Annotated in this window: 22 protein-coding genes, 1 tRNA gene and 1 pseudogene; 16 read left to right on the top strand and 8 right to left on the bottom strand. The window is 40.4% G+C overall.

Going from position 1 to position 26268, the window contains the following annotated elements; all coding sequences use genetic code 11:
• Positions 1 to 8 precede the first annotated feature (8 nt).
• Together nrdA and ubiG are read right to left on the bottom strand one after the other, a co-directional pair.
• Entirely contained in the window at positions 9 to 2333 is a 2325-nt protein-coding gene (gene nrdA, locus NLF92_RS00470) for a class 1a ribonucleoside-diphosphate reductase subunit alpha (protein WP_254097756.1), read from the bottom strand.
• A gap of 412 nt (positions 2334 to 2745) precedes the next feature.
• Positions 2746 to 3453 (bottom strand): bifunctional 2-polyprenyl-6-hydroxyphenol methylase/3-demethylubiquinol 3-O-methyltransferase UbiG, encoded by a 708-nt coding sequence (gene ubiG / locus NLF92_RS00475; protein ID WP_254097758.1) that lies wholly within the window; start codon positions 3451 to 3453, stop codon positions 2746 to 2748.
• A 259-nt stretch (positions 3454 to 3712) separates the two neighbouring features.
• Here ubiG and gyrA point away from each other — a divergent pair, with 259 nt between their 5' ends.
• From gyrA to pyrF, 9 genes and pseudogenes are all read left to right on the top strand, one after another.
• Entirely contained in the window at positions 3713 to 6352 is a 2640-nt protein-coding gene (gyrA, locus tag NLF92_RS00480; RefSeq protein WP_254097760.1) for a DNA topoisomerase (ATP-hydrolyzing) subunit A, read from the top strand.
• 93 nt (positions 6353 to 6445) lie between these two features.
• Positions 6446 to 7543: a 3-phosphoserine/phosphohydroxythreonine transaminase gene (serC, locus tag NLF92_RS00485; RefSeq protein ID WP_349293209.1), complete on the top strand. Its 1098-nt coding sequence runs from the start codon at positions 6446 to 6448 to the stop codon at positions 7541 to 7543.
• A gap of 21 nt (positions 7544 to 7564) precedes the next feature.
• Positions 7565 to 8848, top strand: a complete 1284-nt coding sequence (aroA, locus tag NLF92_RS00490) for a 3-phosphoshikimate 1-carboxyvinyltransferase (RefSeq protein ID WP_254098307.1) — start codon at positions 7565 to 7567, stop codon at positions 8846 to 8848.
• 124 nt (positions 8849 to 8972) lie between these two features.
• Complete coding sequence (cmk, locus tag NLF92_RS00495; protein ID WP_254097762.1) at positions 8973 to 9659, top strand: (d)CMP kinase; 687 nt, start codon at positions 8973 to 8975, stop codon at positions 9657 to 9659.
• A 93-nt stretch (positions 9660 to 9752) separates the two neighbouring features.
• Positions 9753 to 11423, top strand: coding sequence for a 30S ribosomal protein S1 (rpsA, locus tag NLF92_RS00500; protein ID WP_254097764.1), 1671 nt, complete (start codon positions 9753 to 9755; stop codon positions 11421 to 11423).
• Positions 11424 to 11521: 98 nt separating this feature from the next.
• Positions 11522 to 11815, top strand: a pseudogene (gene ihfB, locus NLF92_RS00505) (integration host factor subunit beta); the annotation flags it as partial.
• Between the two features lie 29 nt (positions 11816 to 11844).
• Positions 11845 to 12102, top strand: coding sequence for a LapA family protein (locus NLF92_RS00510; protein WP_254097768.1), 258 nt, complete (start codon positions 11845 to 11847; stop codon positions 12100 to 12102).
• 3 nt (positions 12103 to 12105) lie between these two features.
• Positions 12106 to 13281 (top strand): lipopolysaccharide assembly protein LapB, encoded by a 1176-nt coding sequence (gene lapB, locus NLF92_RS00515; protein ID WP_254097770.1) that lies wholly within the window; start codon positions 12106 to 12108, stop codon positions 13279 to 13281.
• 2 nt (positions 13282 to 13283) lie between these two features.
• Positions 13284 to 13976 (top strand): orotidine-5'-phosphate decarboxylase, encoded by a 693-nt coding sequence (gene pyrF / locus NLF92_RS00520; RefSeq protein WP_254097772.1) that lies wholly within the window; start codon positions 13284 to 13286, stop codon positions 13974 to 13976.
• Positions 13977 to 14062: 86 nt separating this feature from the next.
• Here the strand turns inward: pyrF and ald are convergent, their stop codons facing one another.
• Positions 14063 to 15193: an alanine dehydrogenase gene (gene ald, locus NLF92_RS00525; RefSeq protein WP_254097774.1), complete on the bottom strand. Its 1131-nt coding sequence runs from the start codon at positions 15191 to 15193 to the stop codon at positions 14063 to 14065.
• Between the two features lie 121 nt (positions 15194 to 15314).
• Between ald and lrp the strand changes: the two genes are divergently transcribed.
• From lrp to serS, 6 genes are all read left to right on the top strand, one after another.
• Complete coding sequence (lrp, locus tag NLF92_RS00530) at positions 15315 to 15806, top strand: leucine-responsive transcriptional regulator Lrp (RefSeq protein WP_284700332.1); 492 nt, start codon at positions 15315 to 15317, stop codon at positions 15804 to 15806.
• Positions 15807 to 15868: 62 nt separating this feature from the next.
• A complete protein-coding gene (locus tag NLF92_RS00535; RefSeq protein WP_254097778.1) occupies positions 15869 to 18355 on the top strand; it encodes a DNA translocase FtsK in 2487 nt (828 codons plus the stop codon).
• Position 18356: 1 nt separating this feature from the next.
• The gene (gene lolA, locus NLF92_RS00540) at positions 18357 to 19019 is read left to right on the top strand and encodes an outer membrane lipoprotein periplasmic chaperone LolA (RefSeq protein WP_254097780.1); all 663 of its coding nucleotides are present in this window, start codon (positions 18357 to 18359) and stop codon (positions 19017 to 19019) included.
• A gap of 2 nt (positions 19020 to 19021) precedes the next feature.
• Positions 19022 to 20344, top strand: coding sequence for a replication-associated recombination protein A (locus NLF92_RS00545; RefSeq protein ID WP_254097782.1), 1323 nt, complete (start codon positions 19022 to 19024; stop codon positions 20342 to 20344).
• Between the two features lie 88 nt (positions 20345 to 20432).
• On the top strand, positions 20433 to 20804 hold the full coding sequence (gene crcB / locus NLF92_RS00550; protein WP_254097784.1) for a fluoride efflux transporter CrcB: 372 nt from the start codon (positions 20433 to 20435) through the stop codon (positions 20802 to 20804).
• An 8-nt stretch (positions 20805 to 20812) separates the two neighbouring features.
• Positions 20813 to 22108, top strand: a complete 1296-nt coding sequence (serS, locus tag NLF92_RS00555; RefSeq protein ID WP_254097786.1) for a serine--tRNA ligase — start codon at positions 20813 to 20815, stop codon at positions 22106 to 22108.
• 49 nt (positions 22109 to 22157) lie between these two features.
• Here the strand turns inward: serS and NLF92_RS00560 are convergent, their stop codons facing one another.
• The 4 genes from NLF92_RS00560 to NLF92_RS00575 are packed head-to-tail and all read right to left on the bottom strand — an operon-like array spanning position 22158 to position 23848.
• Positions 22158 to 22490 (bottom strand): TusE/DsrC/DsvC family sulfur relay protein, encoded by a 333-nt coding sequence (locus NLF92_RS00560; RefSeq protein ID WP_254097788.1) that lies wholly within the window; start codon positions 22488 to 22490, stop codon positions 22158 to 22160.
• The gene (locus tag NLF92_RS00565) at positions 22490 to 22819 is read right to left on the bottom strand and encodes a hypothetical protein (protein ID WP_254097790.1); all 330 of its coding nucleotides are present in this window, start codon (positions 22817 to 22819) and stop codon (positions 22490 to 22492) included. The genes NLF92_RS00560 and NLF92_RS00565 overlap by 1 nt, the downstream gene beginning before the upstream one ends.
• A gap of 7 nt (positions 22820 to 22826) precedes the next feature.
• Positions 22827 to 23135 carry a DsrE family protein gene (locus NLF92_RS00570; RefSeq protein WP_254097792.1) on the bottom strand — a complete coding sequence of 103 codons (309 nt, stop codon included), beginning with the start codon at positions 23133 to 23135 and terminating at the stop codon, positions 22827 to 22829.
• A gap of 47 nt (positions 23136 to 23182) precedes the next feature.
• The gene (locus tag NLF92_RS00575; RefSeq protein WP_254097794.1) at positions 23183 to 23848 is read right to left on the bottom strand and encodes a Bax inhibitor-1/YccA family protein; all 666 of its coding nucleotides are present in this window, start codon (positions 23846 to 23848) and stop codon (positions 23183 to 23185) included.
• Between the two features lie 210 nt (positions 23849 to 24058).
• Here NLF92_RS00575 and NLF92_RS00580 point away from each other — a divergent pair.
• Positions 24059 to 24150 (top strand) — tRNA-Ser (locus tag NLF92_RS00580).
• Positions 24151 to 24911: 761 nt separating this feature from the next.
• On the opposite strand, the gene NLF92_RS00585 is transcribed toward NLF92_RS00580, so the two are convergent.
• The gene (locus NLF92_RS00585; RefSeq protein WP_254097796.1) at positions 24912 to 25961 is read right to left on the bottom strand and encodes a hypothetical protein; all 1050 of its coding nucleotides are present in this window, start codon (positions 25959 to 25961) and stop codon (positions 24912 to 24914) included.
• Positions 25962 to 26268: the final 307 nt, after the last annotated feature.

Raw genomic sequence — 26268 nt, forward strand, 5'->3', positions numbered from 1 at the left:
CGTGCGTGTTATATTTTACACGCGCCGCCAGCACATCCATCATCATCTTCCTCAACCACTACTTGTGCTTGAGAATTCTGCTTAGCAATTGTTGCTACGTCTAAATCACTTGCCTCACCAGCACCATCTCTAGTGTTGTGGTAGTAAAGTGTTTTTATCCCTAGTTTGTAAGTCGTCAATAAATCTTTAAGTAAAAGTTTCATTGGTACTTTATTACCTTCGTAATTGCTAGGATCATAACTAGTGTTTGCCGATATGGTTTGGTCAACAAATTTCTGCATGATCGCACACAATTGTAAATAACCATCGTTAGAAGGTATATCCCAAAGTAACTCATACTGGTCTTTCAAGCGTTCATATTCCGGTACAACTTGTTTCAGAACACCGTCTTTACTAGATTTTATACTGATATGCCCACGTGGTGGTTCAATCCCATTTGTTGCATTGGAGATCTGGGAAGATGTCTCAGACGGCATTAATGCCGATAGCGTTGAGTTTCTCAGACCGTGTTCAACGACACTTGCACGGAGCGCATCCCAATCTAAGTGCAGTGGCTCGTCACAAATTTTGTCAACATCTTTCTTGTAAGTGTCAATAGGCATGATGCCTTGTGCATATGTGGTTTCATTGAACTTAGGACAAGCACCTTTTTCTTTCGCTAGCTCATTTGACGCTTTCATCAAATAATACTGGATGGCTTCAAACGTTCTGTGGATCAGATTGTTAGCGCTGTGATCAGAATATTTCACGCCATTTTTAGCCAGATAATAAGCGAAGTTAATCACACCGATACCGAGTGTTCTTCGTCCCATAGTTGCTGTAAATGCTGCAGGGACAGGGTAGTCTTGGTAGTCTAATAAATTGTCCAAGGCTCGCACAGCTAAATCCGCTAACTCTTCTAACTCGTCTAAAGACTTTATTTTGCCTAGGTTAAACGCTGACAAGGTACACAGTGCGATTTCACCATTCTCGTCGTTGACATGTTCCAGTGGTTTCGTCGGTAAAGCAATTTCTAAGCACAGATTTGACTGGCGCACAGGCGCAACTTTTGGGTCAAACGGGCTGTGGGTATTACAATGGTCGACATTTTGTACGTATATACGTCCAGTACTAGCTCGTTCCTGCATGAAGAGACCAAATAACTCTTGTGCCTTAACTGCTTTTTTACGGATACTAGGATCATTTTCGTATTTCACATACAACGCTTCAAATTCATCTTGGTCAGCGAAGAAAGCATCGTATAAACCAGGTACGTCAGAAGGGCTAAATAGCGTAATGTCCTGATTTTTGATCATGCGGGTGTACATGAGTTTGTTAAACTGAATCCCGTAGTCTAGATGTCTCACTCGGTTTTCTTCAACACCACGGTTGTTTTTGAGTACCAATAGAGACTCTACTTCGTAGTGCCAAATGGGGTAAAATAATGTGGCAGCACCACCACGGACTCCACCTTGTGAGCATGATTTAACGGCTGTTTGGAAATGTTTATAAAATGGTATACAACCAGTATGGAAAGCTTCACCGCCACGAATCTCACTACCTAAAGCGCGAATGCGGCCTGCGTTTACACCGATCCCAGCTCTTTGTGAAACGTATTTAACGATTGCTGATGTAGTCGCGTTGATTGAATCAAGACTATCATCGGTTTCGATAAGAACACAGCTACTGAATTGGCGAGTAGGTGTGCGTACACCGGCCATAATAGGCGTGGGTAAAGATATCTTAAATTCGGATACTGCGTTATAAAAACGACGGACATAATCTAGGCGAGTCTCTTTCGGATAATTTGCATACAAGCAAGCAGCGACCAACATATACAAGAACTGAGCACTCTCGTAAATTTCGCCAGAGACACGGTTTTGTACCAGATATTTCCCTTCTAATTGTTTTACCGCCGCATAGGAAAAGTTCATATCACGCCAGTGGTCAATATAGGAATTCATTTCCTCGAATTCAGCTTCGGTATAATCAGCGAGTAAGTGTTCATCGTACTTACCCATACCAACCAATTTTGTAACGTGCTCATATAAATGTGGCGGAGTAAATTGCCCATAAGCCTTTTTACGTAAATGGAAAATCGCTAATCGAGCTGCTAGGTATTGATAATCAGGTGCTTCTGTAGAGATAAGATCTGCCGCTGATTTGATAAGCGTTTCATGGATTTCATCCGTGCGAATACCATCGTAAAACTGAATATGTGCTTTGATTTCTACCTGTGAAACGGAAACGTTGTTCAGGTCTTGGGCTGCCCAGGTGATGACTTTGTGGATTTTATCCAAATCAATCGATTCTTTTTCACCGTTGCGCTTTGTTACAGATAATGGATTGTTCATGATATGTGTGCCGATTTTTAGTTATAGTGTGCAAATAACGGGACTACGTCCGTGGTCCGTTAACATCATGCCTCTTGCGTTTATTTCGGAGCTTTCAAGAAGGTAAGCACAAGATAATGTGGTTTGAAGTATAATGCAACCACTAGATATGGTGGTTTTGTGTTTAAAAAATAAACGATACACCCGGCGACTTTGATGGAGGCTTGGTGTAATGCGGACTCGATAAAATTTTTGTATATCGGCCATTAATGAAAATAATTAAAAATAATTTATTATATTTTTGTCTTTATTTATAAGAACACGATATATAGAACCACTTGATATAAAAAAACACTATATCTTGTAGATACCTACGCATATTCATCTATATATAGTTAAGTTTGCGTAACCAAAATTGTACATATATTAGGTATTAAAGTGGTTTGTGGCACGCAACAATATAGTTTACATCGATGTTCTTAGGCGACAGATAATAGGTTTGAGTTAATGGATTAAAGTGCAGACCAGTACAATCTTGGATACTGAGTGAAGTGCTATCTATGTAGCGCATCAGTTCAGACGGTTTTATAAATTTTTGGTAATCATGAGTGCCTTTAGGCACCATTTTCAATAAATATTCAGCGCCTAAAATAGCCATAAGGTAGCTTTTCGGGTTGCGGTTTAAGGTGGAGAAAAAAGCATAACCGCCAGGCTTTACCATGTGAGCTACACTGCGAATGACCGAAGCAGGATCAGGCACATGTTCGAGCATCTCCAAACAGGTCACTACATCATAAGCTGCTGGATGAGTAGTTGCGTGTTCTTCTGCAGAGATACATTCATACTGAGCTTTTAGCCCCGACTCAAGTCCATGTAGTCGAGCCACTTCCAATGAAGCATCAGCCATATCAATGCCCGTGACTACGGCTCCTCTTTGCACCATGGCTTCGGCTAATATACCACCGCCACAGCCAACATCGAGGAGTGACATACCTTTAAGACCCTGCGGCAGATGTTGTTGGATAAAGTCACTGCGCAACGGATTAATATCATGTAGAGGTTTGAACTCTCCTGAAAGATCCCACCATTTGGCTGCTAATCCAGAAAATTTTTCAATTTCATTTACGTCTACATTACCCATTATTCATGCCTTTGATAACTCACATTGGCAACAATATTATCATTAAACCGACAACGAACATAGATTTGCATTTCGTGCGCTTTAGCAGATTGCCTAATAAATAACCGATAGGTGCAAATTAGTTGGCTTTTTCTCTATTTTCAGGCATCTTTAGTGGTACACTATATAAAGTGTTTTTACCCATAATAAGCGTGTTTATTTGTCAGAGATTGAGAATGACAAAAAGCACAGAAAAACTAAATAAGGGAACAGGCAGTTTATGACTGAGCGCGCCAAAGAAATTTCTCCGATAAATATCGAAGAAGAACTCAAGAATTCTTACCTAGATTATGCAATGAGCGTTATCGTTGGTCGAGCATTACCAGATATTCGCGATGGCTTGAAACCGGTACACAGACGTGTACTTTTCGCTATGAACGAATTAAAAAATGATTTTAACAAACCCTACAAAAAATCGGCTCGTGTAGTCGGGGATGTCATCGGTAAATATCACCCGCACGGTGATTCGGCTGTTTACGATACAATTGTTCGTATGGCACAACCATTTTCATTGCGCTATATGTTAGTTGATGGTCAAGGTAATTTTGGTTCAGTTGACGGTGATTCAGCCGCTGCTATGCGTTATACAGAAATACGGATGGCTAAGATTAGCCACGAGTTATTAGCCGATCTCGAAAAAGAAACGGTCGATTTTGTTGATAACTACGATGGTACAGAAAAAATTCCAGAGGTTTTACCTACTAGAGTCCCTAACTTGTTAGTGAACGGTTCTTCTGGGATTGCAGTTGGTATGGCGACCAATATTCCTCCGCACAACTTGACTGAGGTCATTAATGGCTGTGTTGCGCTAATCGACAACCCAGATTGTACGGTTGAAGAACTGATTGAACATATTCCTGGTCCAGATTTCCCTACCGCTGCATTGATTAGTGGTCGCAAAGGTATTGAAGAAGCTTATCGCACGGGTCGAGGCAAAATCTACCTCAGAGCAAGAGCTGAGATTGAAACTGAAGATAATGGCAAAGAAACTATTATCATTCATGAAATCCCTTACCAAGTTAACAAAGCACGTCTGATTGAAAAAATCGCTGAACTCGTCAAAGAAAAACGTATTGAAGGTATTTCTGCGTTGCGTGACGAGTCAGATAAAGATGGTATGCGAATCGTTGTTGAAGTGAAACGCAATGAATCGGCGGAAGTGCTACTTAATCATTTATATGCCAATACTCAGTTACAAACAGTATTTGGTATCAATATGGTTGCTTTAGACAACAACCAACCCAAAGTATTTAATTTAAAAGATTGTTTAGAAGCATTCATTTTACACCGTCGTGAAGTTGTTACTCGACGTACCGTCTTTGAATTGAAAAAAGCACGTGAACGCGCACATATTCTCGAAGGTTTGGCCATCGCGCTAGCTAATATCGACCCGATTATCGAATTGATCAAAGCCTCACCATCACCGAGTGAAGCCAAACAAGGTTTAACAGCCCAAGGTTGGTCTTTGGGTGACGTAGCTGAAATGCTTGAACGAGCGGGTAATGATGCAGCCCGTCCGGATTGGCTCGAACCAGAATTTGGTATTCGCGATGGTTTATATTACCTCACGGAACAACAAGCTCAGGCTATTCTTGACCTGCGTTTACACAAATTAACAGGTCTAGAACACGATAAAATTCTGGCCGAATACAAAGACTTACTCGATGTTATTGCTGAGCTATTACATATTTTAGGTAGTCCTGAGCGTTTAATGGAAGTAATACGGGAAGAACTAGAAGCTGTACGTGAAGAGTTTGGTGATGCACGCAGAACCGAAATTACGGCAGCTAGTCATGATATTGATATTGAAGACTTAATTGAACAAGAAGATGTGGTCGTGACCTTGTCTCGTGAAGGTTACGTGAAATATCAAAAACTTTCTGACTATGAAGCTCAAAAACGTGGTGGTAAAGGTAAGTCAGCAACCAAAATGAAAGACGAGGACTTCATTGAAAAATTGTTAGTCGCGAACACTCACGATCATATCTTGTGTTTCTCTACAAGGGGACGTTTGTACTGGCTCAAAGTATATCAATTACCACTAGCTAGTAGAAATGCACGTGGTCGTCCTATTGTGAATATTTTACCACTAGAGGACGGTGAGCGAATTACCGCAATTTTACCGATTAAAGAGTTCGTTGAAGGTAAATTTGTCTTTATGGCGACAGCTAACGGTACTGTGAAAAAGACAGAACTCACACAATATTCACGCCCAAGAGCAAACGGTATTATTGCCGTTAATTTAAATGATGGTAATGAACTTATTGGTGTTGATCTAACTGACGGTGATTCTGAAATCATGTTGTTTTCAGACGCTGGTAAAGTAGTGCGCTTCCATGAAGATCAAGTTCGTCCTATGGGGCGTACAGCTACTGGTGTACGTGGTATCCGCTTAGAAGATGAGCAACGTGTTGTTTCTTTGATTGTACCGACGGGTGAGGGGGCTGTTTTAACCGCCACCGCTAATGGTTACGGTAAGCGCACTATTATCAGTGAGTACCCAGCAAAATCTCGTGCGACTAAAGGTGTGGTTTCTATTAAAGTTTCGGAACGTAATGGTCCTGTTGTTGGCGCTGTACAGGTTAACGAAGAAGACGAAATTATGCTGATTTCAGATCAAGGTACCTTGGTCAGAACACGTGCTACGGAAGTTTCTACTGTCGGACGTAACACCCAAGGTGTAACATTGATTAGAACCGCAACTGATGAACATGTGGTCGGCCTACAACGGATTGATGAAATTGAAGATACCGTTTTAGAAGATGCAGAAGCAGATGTGGCTAATGAAGCTGTTTCAGCTGACACAAATGACTCAGTAGCACCAACTGGTGACACTACTGATTCTGATGCTACAGAGTAAAAAGTTTAAGCAATAAGCTTGTAAGATCTGTAAGCGATATGTGCTGTGCTAGCATGTATCGCTTTTTTATTTAACTTATTATTAGGAAAAACAGTGCAACATTATAATTTTTGTGCCGGTCCGGCGATGTTACCCGCTGAGGTAATGCAACAAGCTCAGGCGGAATTTATTAACTGGCAAAATTCAGGTTCGTCAGTCATGGAAATTAGCCATAGAAGTAAACCTTTTATCGAAGTTGCAGCAGCTGCGGAACAAGATTTACGAGACTTGTTAGCGATTCCTGATAATTATAAGGTACTATTTTTACAAGGTGGCGGTCGAGGACAGTTTGCTTCAGTCCCCTTGAATATAGCGTCTCCAGAACAGTATTCTTTGCATTTACAAACTGGCTCATGGTCAAAAGGTGCTGTGAGTGAAGCGGCAAAATATACTCATACCCATGTTGTCGCAAAAGATACTGTTAATGCCGATAATAAACGCATCATTCCAGATATTGCTGATTGGGATTTACCAGAAGATATTCTTGGAAATACGGCTTTTTTGCACTATTGCCCGAATGAAACAGTAGATGGTGTAGCACTCCACACCCCACCTAAACTACCCAATGTTGAGTTGGTGGCAGATATGTCGTCAAACATTTTGTCTGCGCCAATTAATATTGCTGATTATGGTGTTATTTATGCGGGTGCGCAAAAAAATATAGGTCCGTCAGGTCTAGCTGTGGTGATTGTTCGTGAGGACTTATTAGGAAAGGCTCAAGCGCAAACCCCCTCATTTATTAACTTTACCTTAGCAGCTGAACATGACTCCATGTATAACACTCCGCCAACCTATTCTTGGTATTTAGCGGGCTTGGTATTTAAGTGGTTAAAAGCCCAAGGCGGTGTTTCTGCTATACATGCAAAGAACCTCGAAAAGGCGCAACTGCTTTATTCATGCATTGATGAACTTGATTTTTATCACAACAATGTTGCTGCAGAATTTCGTTCTATTATGAACGTGCCGTTTACATTAGCAAACCCTGAATTGGATGCGCAATTTTTGGCGGAGGCTGAAGCAACTGGTCTACATGCATTAAAAGGCCATCGCTCAGTAGGTGGTATGCGTGCCAGTATATACAATGCAATGCCATTAGCTGGTGTAGAAGCGTTGGTCAAATTTATGCGTGAATTCGCTGCAGCACAGGATTAAGTGATAACGATGAGTACGAATATGGAACAACTTACATTAGAGCCGATTACACAAATCTCTGGTACTGTTAATGTCCCAGGCTCTAAGAGTCTATCGAACCGTGCATTACTGCTTGCTGCATTGGCCGAAGGTACAACAAAACTCACCAATTTATTAGACAGCGATGATATTCGACATATGCTAAATGCACTGCGCCATTTAGGTGTTGAATATTCGTTATCTGATGACAAAACACAATGTACAGTAATTGGTAATGGCGGGGTATTTACGAGCCAGCCAAATGAACCTCTTTTTTTAGGTAATGCTGGAACGGCAATGCGTCCACTGTGTGCGGTATTGGCAACATGTCCCATTCATACTGTACTGACTGGTGAGCCAAGAATGAAGGAGCGTCCTATCGGTGATTTAGTAGATGCTTTAGTCGATGTGGATGCTTTAATTACCTATCTAGATGAACCTGGTTATCCGGCTTTGGATATTCAAGGTAAGCGTTTGTTTGGTGGTAGTATTACTGTGGATGGCTCTGTTTCTTCACAGTTTTTAACCGCCTTATTAATGGCTGCACCGTTATTGCAAAGTGACTCTGTGATCCATATTAAAGGGGAATTAGTCTCGAAACCTTATATCGATATTACTTTGGATATTATGGCTAAATTTGGTGTTCAAGTGAGCCACGACAACTACCAGCAATTCATGGTGACAGGAAATCAAACATATGTCGCAGTAGATGAATATATGGTGGAAGGTGATGCATCATCCGCTTCATATTTCTTGGCGGCAGGCGCTATCAAAGGTGGTACTGTTACGGTGACCGGTGTGGGTAGTGCATCAGTGCAAGGTGATGTTAAATTCGCTGATGTTTTAGCGAAAATGGGAGCAAACATCGAATATGCTCCTAATGCTATCACTGTCACTGGTGCGCCTTTACAAGCTGTAGATATGGATATGAACCATATCCCCGATGCAGCAATGACGATTGCGACAACCGCGCTTTTTGCTACGGGGACAACTGCTATCCGTAATATTTATAACTGGCGTGTCAAAGAGACTGACCGTTTACATGCTATGGCTACCGAGTTGAGAAAAGTGGGGGCGACAGTTGTTGAAGGTGAAGATTACATTGAGATTACACCTCCTACAAAAATTCAGCATGCTGCCATTGATACGTATGATGATCATCGTGTAGCAATGTGTTTCTCACTCGTTGCTTTATCTGATACTGCAGTGACGATAAATGATCCCAAGTGCACTGCGAAAACCTTTCCAGATTATTTTTCACGTTTGGCTAGTATCAGTCAATCATAAGACTGGCAAGTGTGTCATGTCATTTATTAAGTTATGATGACAATTCATTAACATACTTTGTTATTTGTTTTGAAGGGGCGTATAATATGCCCCTTAATTTTTCGTATTAAAATAAGAATTCCCTATGCAATCAATTCCAGTAGTAACTATTGATGGTCCAAGCGGTGCAGGAAAGGGTACATTAAGTGCTTTAATAGCCGATTATTTGCAGTGGCATTTTTTGGATAGTGGCGCAATTTATCGCGTATTAGCAGTGGCTTGTGTGCATCATGATATTAATTTTGCAGATGAAGAATCCATTGTGCCGTTAGCTTCAATATTAGATGTCAGTTTTCCGACTAAAGATAACCAGACGCTAGTGATATTAGAAGGTGAAGATGTCACTGACGTTATTAGAACTGAAGAAGTGGGTGCTCAAGCCTCGCAAATTGCGGCATATCCTGGTGTTAGAGAAGCATTATTGCGTCGTCAACGTTCGTTTGTACAAGCACCAGGCTTGGTTGCTGATGGCCGTGATATGGGTACGGTTGTATTTCCAGATGCAACAGCCAAAATATTTCTTACTGCAAGTGCTGAAGCTCGTGCCGAAAGACGTTTCTCACAGTTGAAAGAAAAGGGGCATGATGTTACCATTGCGCGCCTTTTAACCGATATACAAGCAAGAGACGAGCGTGATATGAATCGTGCGACGGCTCCTTTGTTACCGGCAGAAGATGCTTTACAGCTCGATTCAAGCACATTGAATGTTGAGCAAGTGTTTGAAAAAGCAAAAGATTTTATACTTAGCAAGGGAATTGCCCAAGCTGAGTAAAATACCGTTCATACAAGGATGCATGAACTATTAACAATAACCCCTCTAGTCCTGGATGATTAGTGGATATTACTTAAAGACTTGAATATTAATATGTCAGAAAATTTTGCACAGCTTTTTGAAGAAAGCTTACAACAGTTAGAAACCCGTCCTGGTGCCATCGTACGTGGCGAAATCGTTTCAATCGAAAAAGATATCGTTTTAGTAGATGCAGGCCTAAAATCTGAAAGTGCTATCCCAGCAGACCAGTTTAAAAATGCAGAAGGTGAGTTAGAAGTTGCCGTTGGTGATTTCGTAGACGTAGCCCTAGACGCAGTTGAAGACGGTTTTGGTGAGACTATCCTTTCTCGTGAAAAAGCAAAACGCCATGAAGCATGGGTTGAGCTTGAGAAAGCATATGAAGATAAAGCAACTATCAAAGGTCTTATCAATGGTAAGGTTAAAGGTGGTTTCACAGTTGAAATCAACACTGTTCGTGCTTTCTTACCTGGTTCATTAGTCGATGTACGTCCAGTACGTGAAACGACTCACCTTGAAGGTAAAGAGTTAGAATTTAAAGTTATCAAGTTAGACGCAAAACGCAACAATGTTGTTGTTTCTCGTCGTGCAGTTATCGAAGCGGAAAGCAGTGCAGAACGTGACGAGTTACTTGCTAACTTAGAAGAAGGCCATGAAGTTAAAGGTATCGTTAAGAACCTTACAGATTATGGTGCGTTCGTTGATTTAGGCGGCGTAGATGGTCTTTTACACATCACTGATATGGCTTGGAAACGTGTTAAGCACCCAAGTGAAATCGTAAATGTTGGTGATGAAATCAATGTTAAAGTATTAAAATTCGACAAAGAAAAGTCTCGTGTTTCTCTTGGTATGAAGCAAATGGGTAACGATCCATGGCAAGAAATTGCAGCACGTTTCCCAGAAGGCCATCGTTTATCAGGTGCGGTTACTAACCTTACTGATTACGGTTGTTTTGTTGAAATTGAAGATGGTGTTGAAGGTCTTGTACACGTTTCTGAAATGGATTGGACTAACAAAAACATCCACCCATCTAAAGTGGTTAACTTAGGTGATGTGGTTGAAGTTATGGTACTTGAAATTGACGAAGAACGCCGTCGTATCTCTCTAGGTCTTAAGCAGTGTATTGCTAACCCATGGGAAGAGTTTGCTAAGTCTTACAACAAGAATGATCGCGTATCTGGTAAGATCAAGTCAATCACTGACTTTGGTATCTTTATCGGTTTAGACGGTGGTATTGATGGTTTAGTTCACTTATCTGATATTTCTTGGAACAAGACTGGCGAAGAAGCCGTTCGTGAATTCAAGAAAGGTGACGAAATCTCTGCTGTTGTCTTACAAGTCGACCCAGAGCGTGAGCGTATTTCTTTAGGCGTTAAGCAAATCGAAGAAGACCCGTTCAATTCATACCTAGCAGAGTTCTCTAAAGGTGCTATTGTTACTGGTACTGTTACAGAAGTTGACGCGAAAGGTGTTACGGTAAATCTAGCTGAAGAAGTTGACGGTTATATCCGTGTTGCTGATTTATCTCGTGATCGTATCGAAGACGCATCAGAAGTTGTTAACGTTGGTGACTCTATCGAAGCTAAATTTACTGGTGTGGATCGTAAGAACCGTACAGTAAGCCTTTCTGTTAAAGCGAAAGATCAAGCAGAAGAGAAAGAAGCACTAGATAAAGTTAATCAAACTGAAGAAGTTGCTTCAACTAACGCTATGGCGGAAGCTTTCAAAGCTGCTAAAGGCGAATAATAGTTAAGACTTATTTCTTACTATAATAATAAAGGTGTAACTGCAACTTAACTTGCGTTACACCTTTTTTTCTGTAACTCTTTAAGTATTCAAATTATCAAAGAAGTGTTGCTATGACTAAATCTGAACTAATTGAAAAATTATCTGGTGAATTCACCCAGATGCAAGCACGTGACGTTGAATTGTCAGTGAAAGAAATGCTTGAATTTATGGCGCAAACACTGCAGAAAGGTGAGCGTATTGAGATTCGTGGTTTCGGTAGTTTTTCTTTACATTACCGTGATGCACGTGTCGGTAGAAATCCTAAAACAGGTGAGTCTGTCCAACTTGAGGGGAAATTTGTACCTCATTTTAAACCGGGCAAAGAGTTACGTGACCGAGTCGATATCTAATCCAAAACCTCCATTTATAAGGATATATTGTGAAAGGTTTATTCTCATTTTTACTACTTTTACTTGTTTTCATCATTGCCATTGTTGTTGGCTCACGAAACCAAGAGCTGCTAACCGTTAATTATTTGATTGCGCAATCAGAAATACGTGAATCCACCTTAATGGCTGTGTGTTTAGGTTTGGGTGTGATAATCGGTATGTTCACCATGTTTAGTAGTTGGTTACGTTTGACATGGCAAGTCAGTAGTTTAAAAAGCCAAGTGAAAAAATTAGCAAAAGAAGACTAATATATGCGAGAGCTATTATTCCTATTGTTACCTGTTGCGGTCTGGTATGGCTGGATAATGGGCAGGAATAGCGTGCGTAATGCACAACGTAAACAATCCAGTATCCTCTCTAAACACTATTATAAAGGGTTAAATTTTTTACTGTCAGATCAACCTGATAAAGCGGTAGATACCCTAATCAAAATGATATCGTTGAATAACGATACAGTAGAAACACATATCGCAATGGGCAATTTTTTTCGCCATCGTGGTGAGTTGGATAGAGCGATTAGAATCCACCAAAATCTGGTCAGTCGTGAAGAATTATCAGGCACCCAAAGAGAAAATGCGTTGTCCGAATTGGGTAAAGACTACTTTATGGCAGGCTTTCTAGAACGTGCAGAAAATTCTTACATAAAATTATTAGATAGCGACAAACATCGCTCTGCAGCTCAAACCCATTTGTTTGAAATATACCAAACGACGAAAGAATGGGATAAATCTATTGAGTTAGCTGAAAGAATGCTTGCGGTTGACAACACTCAGCTGCATGTCGGTATGCAATTGGCTCATTTTTACTGTGAAAAAGCGCAAAAATTTATAAAATCGAATGATTTCTCTAGTGCTTATCCATATCTACGTAAAGCCGTCGATGTTGATTCTCATGCAGTTCGTCCTTGGCTAATGTTAGGTCGTGTTTATATTGAGCAAGGGAAGTTTAGCGAAGCAATGGTTGCGTTAAATGAAGTACCAGAACGAGATTTATCGTGGTTTTCCGAAGCTGTACCATTATTAGAAAAAGCTGCGGAACAATTACAAGATGATGCTTTGTTGATTAAAAGTATCGAGCCACATTGGCAAGTCTGTGCGACGTCTTATTTGGCTAAAGTCAAACTTATAGCTAAACAAGAAAACTCTGATATAGCCGCTAAGACCTTGTTGGAGCAGCTTAAAAAAACACCCACTATGCGTGGCTTTAAAACATTATTGTCTTTGTATGTGACGGCTGATGACGCACCTGCAGATGATATCCAAACAAGTCTTGCTTTATTACAAAATTTAGTAGAAGAACAAATAAAGCAACGTCCCAAGTACCGTTGTACTAATTGCGGCTTTTCTGGCAGACAAATTTATTGGTTATGTCCTTCGTGTAAGCACTGGAGTGTTGTAAAACCAATAAAAGGTTTAGATGGTGAATAAAAGTGATTGATTCAAAAGTAGTTGTAGCATGTGATTTTGCAAAATTATCGGATTTGAATAATTTTGTTGATCAGGTATCTCCTGATTTGTGTAAGTTAAAAATTGGCAAAGAAATGTTTACTCATTTTGGTCCGCAAGCTGTAAAACCGTTAGTTGACAAAGGTTTTGATGTATTTTTGGATTTAAAGTTTCACGACATACCCAATACGGTAGCAAAGGCTTGTGTGGCTGCTGCCGATTTAGGTGTGTGGATGGTGAATGTACATGCTAGCGGTGGTGCAAAAATGATGTCACAAGCTATGCAAGCGTTAGAGTCGAACGGCGCCAAACGACCTAAATTGATTGCTGTGACGGTATTAACCTCGATGGATGAAACGCAATTACATGCGATAACTCCGAATGTATCAGTCTTAGATCAAGTCCAAAAGTTAGCATTGTTAACCCAACAGTCTGGTTTAGATGGTGTGGTGTGTTCAGCACAAGAAGCCAAACTTTTACGCAGTGTTTGTGCCGATGACTTTCTTTTGGTGACACCAGGAATCAGACCAGAGGGGAGTGCGGTTGGTGATCAAATACGCATTATGACTCCACCACAAGCCATGCAAGCTGGCGTATCATATATGGTTATCGGAAGGCCGATTACTCAGGCTAAAGATCCACTTGTTGCCCTGCAAGATATCAATGCTTCAATCTGAGTTATCTTAAGCGAAGGTATAAAAAAAGCCCAATGTTCTGTATTCACTTCACACTGGGCTTTTATATTTAGCTAGGTACTTATTGCTTATAAATTTAATGCACTTCTCGCATCAACATATGTCAAGTTAAGAGTTTCACCTAAAGCATCTACCACCGCTTTGTAAGTCACTTTACCTTGATGGACGTTAAGCCCATTGAGTAAATGTTCGTTATCCAATAGTGCTTGCTTATAGCCTTTATTAGCGATTTGCAGTCCAAATGGCAAAGTCGCGTTGTTCAACGCTAACGTAGACGTTCGGGCAACACCACCTGGCATATTAGCGACGCAATAATGTACCACATCATCAATAACATACACCGGCTCTTGGTGTGTCGTAGCTTTAGAGGTGGCAAAACAACCACCTTGGTCAATTGCAACATCAACTAGCACACTGCCTTTTTTCATATTTTTGATATGTTCGGTAGTCAAAAGTTTAGGCGCCGCCGCTCCTGGGATTAATACTGCGCCAACCACTAGATCTGCCGTTCTTGAATAAGAATCAATCGCTTCAGTTGTGGAATATATGGTACGTACTGCACCGCCAAATATATCATCTAGTTCACGTAGACGGGGTAATGAGCGGTCAAGAATGGTGACATCTGCGCCCAGGCCAAGCGCCATTTTTGCGGCATTCGTACCCACAACGCCACCACCAATGATTACGACATTGCCAGGGGCCACGCCAGGTACTCCACCAAGTAAGGTGCCATTACCACCTTGAGCTTTTTCTAAATAATGAGCACCGGCTTGAATGGCCATGCGACCTGCTACTTCGCTCATAGGTGCCAATAATGGCAAAGCACCATTGTTATCAGTGACGGTCTCATAAGCAATACAGGTCGCTTTAGAAGCCACCAAAAGTTCAGTTTGCTGAGGATCAGGTGCTAGATGCAAGTAGGTATATAAAATTTGACCTTCTCGCAACATTTTACACTCATTGGGTTGGGGTTCTTTTACCTTGATAATCATGTCAGCATTAGCAAAAACGTCTGCTGCTGATGCTGTAATAGTCGCTCCTGCAGCAATATAGTCATTATCCGAGAAACCGATACCGTCACCAGCGAGTGATTCTATGAGAACACTATGACCGTTTTGGATATATTCTTGGGCGGCTGCAGGCGTTAAGCCAACTCGATATTCATGATTTTTAATTTCTTTTGGTACACCGATTAACATAAGCTTACTCAAGTAATAATTTAAAATGCTATTTTAATATTAAAATGACAATTTTAAATTTTTATTTAAGGCTTTATTCGATATATAATACGGTAAATTGATGGCTTTACGGATAATTATTTTGCTGATAAAAACACCGAAACATCTCGATAATATTGACCGGAATATTCTGATTACTTTACAACGCGATGCGCGTATTGCTAATGTGGATCTAGCAAAACACGTAGGTTTAAGTCCTAGCCCTTGCCTTGAACGGGTAAAAAGACTGGAACAACAAGGCTATATATTAAGTTACAATGCACAGTTAGACCCAGTAAAACTAGGGGCAGCGATGTTGGTTTTTGTGGAGATTTCTCTAGAAAAGACTTCTCCAGATATTTTTGCTGATTTTTCTGATGCGGTGCAACAACAAGACGATATTCAAGAATGTCATTTAGTTTCTGGTAATTTTGATTTCTTGTTAAAAACTCGCGTCGCTGATATGGCCAGTTATCGCAATTTACTTGGTGATACATTACTGCGTTTACCTGGTGTCAGAGAATCGCGTTCTTATGTCGTTATGGAAGAAGTGAAACATACACAAAATCTGAAAATAGCGCAGGCAAAACCTTAAGTTTCTCGACACCTATGATAAACTACTGAAAAAAACGAAACCGTAACAAATAACGGATACATATGACTAACTTGTCTGGCACCCAACGCATTTATGAAACATTTATGATTGTCTTTACCATCATAGCCCTGTTTCTATTTCTTGCTCTAATGTCGTTTCACCAAGCAGACCCAGGTTGGTCCCAGACCGGTTTACAACCCTCTATTCAAAACTGGATGGGTCCTGTTGGCGCAAAGTTAGCAGATTTATGCTTTTTCACGTTTGGTTTTTTAGCCTATACCTTACCCTTTGGTTTTGCCTTTTTAGGTTGGTTTGCATTTCAACAAGTTAAAAATATCCTGCAATTAGACTTTCTTAATATCGGTTTGCGTGTCATTGGCTTATTATTTGTTGTTATTGGTTTGAGTGGTTTGGCGAGTATCAATTTTGATGACATGTATTACTTTTCCGCAGGTGGTTTATTTGGAGATGTCATCTCACAAGCGTTATTACCTTACTTTAATCTCACTGGAACAACCCTCTTACTGTTAGCTTTTTTCTTAACCGGTTTTACTTTATTAAGTGGGATTTCTTGGATTACCGTCGTAGATTCTTTGGGGGCTTGTGTTATTTGGTCTATCGAATCTATCTACATAGCCCCTAAAAAATTATGGCAAAATTATCAACAAAAAGCGGCACTCAGACGTGAACAACATGCCCAATTAAAAGCTGAAAAAGCAGCGCAGGCTGATGCAGAGTTTGCAGTTTCTATTGCCACATTAAAGCCAGCAAAACCGTCTGTTGAAGACCGTCCTTTCAATATCAAACAAGAAACATTATACACAGCCAATGATACACTTGAGGAAGAAGTACCCAATATTTCGACCATTGCTCAAGATACCGAGGTGAATTTAGACGAAATGACTTTGGGCGATATTGCATCTGATATTCGTCAGGAACCCTCATTGGATAATGTGATTGACACACCTGTTGCGCATCAATCACCGACGGTAACCATGGTAAATTCACCTCTCGTCAAAACTAAAGTCATTGATCCTCATGCAGAAAAACCAGAAGGGGAGAGGCCTTCGTTTGCACTATTGGATCGTGCTGACAAAGTGAATAACCCCATTACCCAAGAAGAGTTAGACGGTGTTTCTCGCTTAGTTGAAGAAAAATTGGCGGATTTTAATATAGAAGCGAAAGTTGTCGGCGTCTTTCCTGGTCCAGTAATTACTCGCTTTGAGCTTGATCTCGCCCCTGGGGTAAAAGTGAGTAAGATTACCACTTTATCGAAAGATTTAGCCCGTGCTATGTCTGCGATTTCTGTCCGTGTTGTTGAGGTTATTCCAGGTAAATCAGTGATTGGTCTAGAATTACCAAATAAAAACCGTGAAATGGTTCGCTTGAGTGAAGTAATTGAGTGTGATGCTTTCCAGTCGTCATCTTCTGATTTAACAATGGTGCTAGGGGCTGATATTTCAGGTAAACCTGTCATTGTTGATTTAGCAAAAATGCCACATGTATTGGTTGCCGGTACTACGGGTTCTGGTAAATCAGTTGGTGTAAACGTGATGATTTTGAGTTTGTTGTACAAGTCTTCTCCTGAAGATGTGCGTATGATCATGATTGATCCTAAAATGCTTGAATTATCGGTATATGAAGGGATCCCACATTTACTCGCAGAAGTAGTCACGGATATGAAAGAAGCAGCCAATGCGTTGCGCTGGTGTGTTGGTGAAATGGAGCGTCGGTATCGTCTGATGTCGGCGTTAGGCGTTAGAAACCTTAAAGGGTTTAATGCGAAGGTACTCAAAGCCATTGAGGATGGTGCTCCCATCAAAGATCCCTTGTGGCAAAATGGTGACAGTATGGATACCGAAGCACCAGATTTAACAAAGTTACCTGCTATAGTCGTGGTCGTGGATGAATTTGCTGACATGATGATGATTGTGGGCAAAAAAGTAGAAGAACTCATTGCCCGTATTGCACAAAAGGCACGTGCGGCTGGTATTCATTTAGTATTAGCGACACAACGCCCTTCGGTTGACGTCATTACGGGTCTGATCAAGGCCAATATCCCAACCCGAATCGCATTCCAAGTTTCGAGCAAAATTGATTCGCGCACGATCCTTGACCAACAAGGAGCGGAAACGTTACTCGGCATGGGCGATATGTTATATCTACCACCAGGTACGGGAGTACCGACTCGGGTACATGGTGCTTTTGTCGATGACCACGAAGTTCATGCTGTAGTGGGCGACTGGAAAAAGCGTGGAGAACCAGAGTATATTGATGAGATACTTAATGGTGAAGCATCCACTGAGATTTTACTTCCTGGCGAACAACCAGAAGGTGGAGACCAAGAGTTTGATGTATTTTACGATGAAGCGGTTGCGTTTGTTACTGAAACACGAAAAGCATCAGTGTCAAGTGTACAGCGGAAATTTAGAATCGGTTACAACCGAGCCGCTCGTTTGGTTGAGCAAATGGAACAAAGTGGCGTTGTATCAGCCCCAGGTCACAATGGAAATCGGGAGGTGTTAGCACCTCCAGCGCCGAGAGATTAAGATGTTAAAAACATATTTAGCTAGTTTTTTTATAATATTAAGTACCCTTAGCCTATCTTTAGGTGCTCAAGAAATATCTGCCAGTAAAGCATTACAACAACGTTTGACACATTTAAATACGTTTCAGTCTGCTTTTGTGCAAAATGTTAGTTCGGAGACTGGGGAATTATTACAACAAGCTTCAGGGGTGTTGGCCATTGCTAAACCTACTTATCTGGATTGGCAAGTCACTACGCCAGACGAGACACGTTTGCTCTCTAAAGATGGCTTGGTGTACTTAATCGATCCATTTTTAGAACAAGTTTCTATTTATGATTTGAGTAAAATGATTGAGCATAATCCATTGTTGTTACTACTAACAGATGACGCTAGTCAGTGGGGAAATTTCACAGTGGTTCAGCAGGTTCAAAAAGAGCAAATGTTGTTCGAAGTAAGCGCAAAAGCCCCTGGTGCATTGATTCAGACATTAACACTAACTTTCGCTAATAACGTGCTAATGGGGATGTCTTTTGTAGATGCTCAAGGACAGGTTAGTCGTTTTGTGTTTTCCGATGCGAAAATGAATATTGTCTTACCAGAGGATACTTTTACTTATACTATCCCTGAATATTTCACGATAGATGATCAGCGAGTGGTTGCGGTACCTGCGGTTAAAACACCTTAATTATGTCTGATTTATTTTCATCCATTCCGCCATCTCACGCGCCTTTAGCAGCGAGGATGCGCCCAAAATGTATGGCGCATTACTTTGGTCAAACCCATCTAACTGCTCATGACGCACCGTTAGGTCAAGCAATTGCTCAGCAACAAATCCACTCCATGTTGTTATGGGGGCCTCCTGGAACGGGTAAAACGACGCTGGCAGAGATTATTGCGCATGAAGCGAATGCACAGTTTATTCGTTTATCGGCAGTGACTAGTGGTGTTAAAGATATTAGGGATGCCATGGAACGAGCACAAATGAGTAGTCCAACCATTGTCTTTGTCGATGAAGTCCACCGTTTTAATAAAGCACAACAAGATGCGTTTCTTCCTCATATAGAGTCTGGTCTTATCACTTTTATTGGTGCGACAACAGAAAACCCAGCTTTTTCTTGTAATAACGCACTTTTATCCAGATGCAGAGTGTATATTCTGAACGCATTAGCACCTGCCGAAATCGCACAGATTGTCGAACACGCTATGAGCCATGATCCTGAACTGCTTGCTCAGGGAGTTAGTATCTCTGATGAAGCATTACATGGATTATGTAAAATGGTGGGAGGAGATGCCCGAAAAGCATTGCTTTTTGTGGAACTAGCCGCGGGTTTAGCCAAAGGGTCTTGCATCAATATTTCAGAAATCGTCCAGGCTGCAGGCGCAAAAGTAGGACAATTTGACCAGCAAGGTGATCATTTTTATGATGTTTTGTCTGCCTTCCACAAATCGGTCAGAGGCTCAAGTGTCGATGGCGCTTTGTATTGGTTTGCTCGTTTTCTGGTGAGTAGTAATGATGTTACACCGATTATGCGTCGCTTGTTAGCAATTGCCTCTGAGGATATTGGTTTAGCTGATCCAAAAGCATTATCTTTGTGCCTAGATGCTTGGGATACGTTTCATCGGGTAGGTCCTGCAGAAGGCGAACGCGCCATTGCCCAAGCTTGTGTGTATTGTGCTTTAGCGCCGAAAAGTAATGCACTGTATGCGGCATTTAAACAGGCTAAAAAGTTAGCAACAGAAACCAGTGACGCTCCGGTACCTAACCATCTACGCAATGCACCTACTGCCATAGCCCAAAAACAAGGCCATGGTGTGGGCTATCGTTATTCACATAACGAGCCCCATGCAGTAAGTGCTGGCCAAACATATTTACCAGAACAATTACCAACGCCTGATTTTTATATGCCAAGTGAACGTGGTTTAGAAAAAAAATTAAAGCAAAAAATCAGTTTTCTAGATGAACTGAATCAGCACAATGCAGATGATGGTTCAGCTGATCGGCAAGCATAGCAAATTGATACTGCGCGTGGTCAGACAGAGGTCGAATCGATGCAAAGTAGGGTTTCAATAGTGACTCAAAACAGGACAAGATAAGTAAATGATATATCTTTTTATTGGCTTAGGTGGCGCATTAGGGGCGTGTCTACGTTACTTTTTGGTGCAACAAAGCATTATCCTTTTTGGCAAAGATTTCCCATACGGGGTACTTATTGTGAATGTTGTAGGGGCAATATGTATTGGTAGTATTTTGGGTTATCTAGAAAATTATACTGGGGAACACGCAGAGTTTATTAGGCAGTTTTTGGTGATTGGTTTACTTGGAGCGCTTACGACATTCTCTACTTTTTCATTTGATACCGTAGCTTTACTCCAAATCGGTGAATGGACAAAAGCTATTTTGAATATTGGTACAAACGTTATATTATGCACGGCTTGTACATGGTTAGCATTTTCATTTTTTAAGGGATAAGATTTTTTATGTTAGATCCGAAACGTTTTCGTGATGACTTAACCGATACCGCTGAACGCTTGGCTTCACGTGGTTTTACATTAGATGTTGCAAAACTAAACGCACTAGAGTCCCGTCGTAAAGTGCTACAAGCAGCAACTCAAGATCTACAAAACGAGCGCAATGTACGTTCTAAATCAATCGGCAAGGCCAAGGCTTCCGGTGAGGATATTGCGCCATTGTTAGCCGAAGTCAGTGATTTAGGCACTAAATTAGATGCAGCGAAAGCAGAACTTGCAGAGCTACTTAATGAATTGTCTTCGATTACTGCTGGTGTTCCAAATATTCCAGATGATGTTGTTCCGGTAGGTGTCGATGAAAATGACAATCAAGAGATTTTTCGTTTTGGTGAGCCTAAAGCCTTCTCATTTGCGCCTCAAGACCACGTGGAAGTTGCATCACGTCTAAGTAATGGCCTTGATTTTGCCACTGCGACAAAGCTAACGGGTTCACGGTTTGTTGTTATGCATGGTTATGTTGCACAGATGCATCGTGCACTAGCTCAATTCATGCTGAGTATGCATACGACTGAACACGGTTATCAAGAAGTATATGTACCCTATTTAGTTAATCATGAAAGTTTATATGGAACAGGCCAGCTTCCCAAATTTGGCGAAGACTTGTTTCATACCCAGCCTGCTACAGAAGAGGGGCAGGGGTTATCCTTGATCCCTACTGCTGAGGTTCCTTTAACCAATATAGTACGAGATAGTATTTTAGAAGAAGCTCAGTTGCCGTTGAAGATGACTGCACATACACCATGTTTTCGCAGTGAAGCAGGGAGTTATGGTCGAGACACGAAAGGATTAATACGTCAGCATCAATTCGATAAAGTTGAGCTGGTGCAAATTGTCCAACCAGAAGAATCATTTGCGGCTTTAGAGGAGCTGACTCAGCATGCTGAAAACATCTTACAAGCGTTAGAATTACCTTATCGTAAAATGTTGTTATGTACTGGTGATATGGGATTTGGTGCATGTAAAACTTACGACCTTGAAGTGTGGTTACCGGCACAAGATACGTATAGAGAGATTTCATCTTGCTCTAATATGTTAGATTTTCAGGCGCGTAGAATGCAGGCTCGTTACCGCAGCAAAGATGCTAAAAAACCTGAATTAGTGCATACATTAAATGGTTCGGGTTTGGCAGTGGGGCGGACACTTGTGGCGATTTTAGAAAATTATCAAAATGAAGATGGTTCAGTCACTGTGCCGGAAGTCTTACGTCCATTGATGAACGGTTTATCCGTTATTCCGGTCGCTTAAATGACTATATAGGCAAGGCTTTTTTACCTTGCCTTTTCACCTGAAAGAATCAAAGGCACTTGGCTGGTTTAGGTAGACCTGCAAGCTTACTTGCTAGCTTTGCCGGACCTTGCGGTAGCAAACGTTGTAGGTGCCTTGAATTACCCACCTCTGGCCCAAATTCAGCTTTTAGCGCATTCACTAGGGCTCGTATTGCAGGAGTCGTATCATATTCCATATAAAATGATCTAACGAAGTAGATAATCTGCCAATGAGCATCAGTTAATGTGATTTCTTCACATTCGGCTATATGTTGAGCTAGTCCTTCGGACCAAGTATTATGATCTAACAAATACCCATTATCATCAGCAGCAAAGTATTCATTATTATAGTGGTATTCCATTAAAAATAGACCTTTTGACCTGGTTTGAGCGCATTTTCTAATGCTGCAAACTTTATGTTCTTGGGAATGTTTGGGAGATATTCCTGTATATCTTTAATATCACTACAGATATACATGTCTTCTACGTCGTAAAAGACCAAACTCTGTAATGCTTTTGACGGAAGGGGTTTTATACTCGATGTTAAAGCAAACATGGGGAGCGCTTGGGGCATGATAAATACAGCTACCGTGTGCGCAACATTTCCAGCTGCAGCGATAAATTCAAACGCATCGTTAAAGACAACACCATGGAGAACTTTATCGGTAAGAATTACGTTGATATGTGCCATAGTACCCTCAGAACTGAATAAGATTAGGGGCACTGTGTAGCTGAGTATAAAACTCAGTTAGGCCGGTAGGTTGAATATAACTTGGTACAAGTTCGCCTTTCAGTTGACGTTTTTCTAGAGCGCTACCACAGTACCCAACATGAACAATGTTGTAATGATCAATAATTTTTTTCAAGCGGCAATCCAAAGCTGAAAAATCAGATTCCAATGCACTACTATGAAAAAAAAGCTGATGGACGGGTGAGCTTACTTTGGAAAAAAATTCCTCTAACAAATCACATGTTAAAGTAGTGGTACATAAAATAGATATAGACATAAAAAAAACGCCCCAAATTAGGAGCGTTTATGATAGCAAATTAGTATTTAATCATCACTACCAAATGCACCAAGTAAATGGAGCAGGGCAGTGAACAAGTTGTATATGTTGAGATACATACTAACCGTTGCACGGATGTAATTTGTTTCACCACCATGGATGATACGGCTAGTATCAAACAAGATCAAACCTGACATGATGAAAACAATTGCAGCACTTAACGCAAGACTCACTGCTGGAACCGCAAAAAAGATATTAGCAATAGCTGCGATAACAACTACCATTAAACCTACCATCAGGAATCCACCCATGAAACTGAAGTCTTTTTTGGTCGTCAACACATACGCTGACAAACCGAAGAAGATTAATGCAGTGCCACCTAATGCTTGCATGATAAGTGCAGGACCATTTGCAAGTCCCATGTAAGCATTTAGGATAAAGCCTAATGAACCACCTAATAAACCGGTAAAAGCAAACACCCAAAATAGACCTGATGCACTTTCCGCTTTCTTATGCACAATAAACAATGTGATAAAAGCGCCAATCGTCATACCTAAAGACATCATAGGGCCAATTCCCATAGCCATAGTAATACCGGCACATACTGCGCTGAAAACTAAGGTCATGGCTAATAGCATATAAGTATTACGCAATACTTTATTTGTTTCTAAGACAGACGGTTGTGAACCACTATATACCGAATCTCTATTCATGTTTCCCTCCAAAGGATTAATGTATCAATACTATTGACTAAATCTATAGACTTTTGTTCCAATATCAAGTCTAAAATTGTAATAAAACATAATTACTGATGGGTTTGGTGGAAATTTTGCGCAACATGTACTTTTTATCAGCAAACGCACTTTTTTTTTAAATTAGTACTTTACAAGGGCCCGATACATCTTTAATATGCGCCCTGTCTTGGAGAGTTGGCAGAGCTCGGTTTAATGCACCTGACTTGAAATCAGACGTGGGGTCAAACCCACCGGGGGTTCGAATCCCTCACTCTCCGCCATATTTTATAGATAAGCCTCTGTTTTTACAGGGGCTTTTTTATTAGTGTAAAGATAAGAGCCGTCAATAAGACCGTCAATTGATGTCGTTATGTTATTGTTAAATAATATACAGTCTTATATTTACTAATGGAATTTTCAGGGACAAATTAGAGTTTATTAGGTTGCGTAGGAATATATTTCTTTAGGCTAACTAATAAATCCCGAAGAATTCTTTTTCCATATACTCCCAACTCAAACCAGATGGATAATTTTTACTTAGTACAAGCTATTCGGTTTTTATCAGTTCATTCATTCAAGATTCCACAATATCGTTTTTAGGAATTTGCATAGGCTCATTGTAAGCGGTTGAAAAAATACCCAACCTTGACTCGATTAAACAGCATTTGCTTTTTGATACTCCGCAGGAAAATACTGAAATTTTTGATTGGACAACGAAAGTTTTAAGCTAGAACGTGAATTGTGTTATGTATTAGAGCCTTACAGGTTTCAAATTAAAGTGAGATTCTAGGGGGCTCATATTGAGTGTTTTCAGCTTGCTTAAGTTGTTTTTGCAGTTTTATATTTTCTCTGAATGATAAGACTCAATATATTGGAACAATTTAACTGCAGGAAAATCCAAAGGTAAGCCAAAGAACACCCAAGTAATGAATCAGGACAAACCAATTTTGATTAACCATCTAAGCAACAAGAGCTAGATCTCAGTGACTTTGATACAGATATGCCGCCATTTTGAAATCACAGAAAAAGGTAAATTATTGTGTTAATTGTTATTAGCACTATCGCATCCCCACAGTTTGTTATTTGTGAAGCTACATACATCAGGGATTTTTGTTTTAACACCACCGCTCACGGTTTTAAGTCCTTCTAAGAATGCATTTTGGGCTTCATCAGACCACTGGTGAAAATCTGTAAGTAACTCTTTTGCCTCGCTCTCTGACACTTCAACTATTTTCATAGCGCATACTTCACCTGTAATATTTTTTGTACTTTCAAGCAGTTCAGCATCATCAAATTCCGAAATCGATTTTTCAAGTTCAACCATGTCGTCACACATATCCACTAATAAAAATCCGTCCAAGACAAGTGAGCCTATCAATGCTGCGTTTGCAGCGGCTGGAACTAATGCGGCTGCTGTTTTTGCCGTTCCAGATGAAACAATTCTGGCGGCTCTCTTCGCAGAATTATTGTTGATAAAACTTGCATAATTTCGCATTGCCTTTTTGTACTTGATGAGGGTTGCATTATGTCTGTTAATCGAAGACTTTTGCTTTGTTATCACTCCTTTTTGCATCTCAATTGTATTTTTATCTTTAGTCAGTGTTTTACGTAGGACAGCATTCTTTGCTAACAAATTAGAGTTGGTTTTCTTTTCTAGGTCTATCGTATTTAGATGCTTTGAGATAGTGTCCTTTTGACGCTTAATTGTTCTCTTCTGGTTTTCGATATTCGTTTTTTGTGCAGTGATGTTTTTATTTAATCGAGTGTTTTTCTTTTTCAAATCTTCGTTTGTTTTTACTAACCGTTTTTGTTCTTTTGCAACCATTGATACAGGTGTTTCTACACCTATGTTATCGAGCAGGCCCGATAGAAAATCAAACCCTGTTTGAGTGATGAGTAACAAGCCATTAATAACCAAAGATAAACTCATGGTTGTAATGATAATAATACGGGTTAGCCATTTCATTTGTTGACTCCTTAAATTAAAGACTGATTCAATCCTAGTTGATGAAAAACCTTCACGCGAAATGCCACTAAGATTTTCTGTTGTTATGCAAGTAACTTCTTTTGCTTTATTGGTCATTTTTGTCATAACACCCCCACAGTTTACTATTTGCAAGGCACAATGGGTTTATATGATAAACAATTCCCCCTCCTTGACTAAAAGTTCAAGCTAACATTAACCTTGTTAATTTCCAAGAGAAAGGCATTCTTGGAATGTAATTTATATTTATTAAATATTGGTGCATAAAGCGATATTGAACGATTTTGATGATATTGACGAGGTGCTCAATGCTATTAGTCAAACGTCACCCCAAGGTGCGTATGCTGTATTTCATGAAGTAGAAGAGAGCGCAGTGCCCTATGACACTGTTATATTATATGATTCTATGGATTGA

This window comes from Opacimonas viscosa, from assembly GCF_024199005.1.
Taxonomy (GTDB): Bacteria; Pseudomonadota; Gammaproteobacteria; order Enterobacterales; family Alteromonadaceae; genus Opacimonas; species Opacimonas viscosa.

What these genes read in the sequence shown, in the direction of transcription:
- nrdA (WP_254097756.1), bottom strand. Translation starts at nt 2,333, where the DNA reads ATGAACAATCCATTATCTGTAACAAAGCGCAACGGTGAAAAAGAATCG.
- ubiG (WP_254097758.1), bottom strand. Translation starts at nt 3,453, where the DNA reads ATGGGTAATGTAGACGTAAATGAAATTGAAAAATTTTCTGGATTAGCA.
- gyrA (WP_254097760.1), top strand. Translation starts at nt 3,713, where the DNA reads ATGACTGAGCGCGCCAAAGAAATTTCTCCGATAAATATCGAAGAAGAA.
- aroA (WP_254098307.1), top strand. Translation starts at nt 7,565, where the DNA reads ATGGAACAACTTACATTAGAGCCGATTACACAAATCTCTGGTACTGTT.
- cmk (WP_254097762.1), top strand. Translation starts at nt 8,973, where the DNA reads ATGCAATCAATTCCAGTAGTAACTATTGATGGTCCAAGCGGTGCAGGA.
- rpsA (WP_254097764.1), top strand. Translation starts at nt 9,753, where the DNA reads ATGTCAGAAAATTTTGCACAGCTTTTTGAAGAAAGCTTACAACAGTTA.
- lapB (WP_254097770.1), top strand. Translation starts at nt 12,106, where the DNA reads ATGCGAGAGCTATTATTCCTATTGTTACCTGTTGCGGTCTGGTATGGC.
- ald (WP_254097774.1), bottom strand. Translation starts at nt 15,193, where the DNA reads ATGTTAATCGGTGTACCAAAAGAAATTAAAAATCATGAATATCGAGTT.
- NLF92_RS00535 (WP_254097778.1), top strand. Translation starts at nt 15,869, where the DNA reads ATGACTAACTTGTCTGGCACCCAACGCATTTATGAAACATTTATGATT.
- lolA (WP_254097780.1), top strand. Translation starts at nt 18,357, where the DNA reads ATGTTAAAAACATATTTAGCTAGTTTTTTTATAATATTAAGTACCCTT.
- NLF92_RS00545 (WP_254097782.1), top strand. Translation starts at nt 19,022, where the DNA reads ATGTCTGATTTATTTTCATCCATTCCGCCATCTCACGCGCCTTTAGCA.
- crcB (WP_254097784.1), top strand. Translation starts at nt 20,433, where the DNA reads ATGATATATCTTTTTATTGGCTTAGGTGGCGCATTAGGGGCGTGTCTA.
- serS (WP_254097786.1), top strand. Translation starts at nt 20,813, where the DNA reads ATGTTAGATCCGAAACGTTTTCGTGATGACTTAACCGATACCGCTGAA.
- NLF92_RS00560 (WP_254097788.1), bottom strand. Translation starts at nt 22,490, where the DNA reads ATGGAATACCACTATAATAATGAATACTTTGCTGCTGATGATAATGGG.
- NLF92_RS00565 (WP_254097790.1), bottom strand. Translation starts at nt 22,819, where the DNA reads ATGGCACATATCAACGTAATTCTTACCGATAAAGTTCTCCATGGTGTT.
- NLF92_RS00570 (WP_254097792.1), bottom strand. Translation starts at nt 23,135, where the DNA reads ATGTCTATATCTATTTTATGTACCACTACTTTAACATGTGATTTGTTA.
- NLF92_RS00575 (WP_254097794.1), bottom strand. Translation starts at nt 23,848, where the DNA reads ATGAATAGAGATTCGGTATATAGTGGTTCACAACCGTCTGTCTTAGAA.
- NLF92_RS00585 (WP_254097796.1), bottom strand. Translation starts at nt 25,961, where the DNA reads ATGACAAAAATGACCAATAAAGCAAAAGAAGTTACTTGCATAACAACA.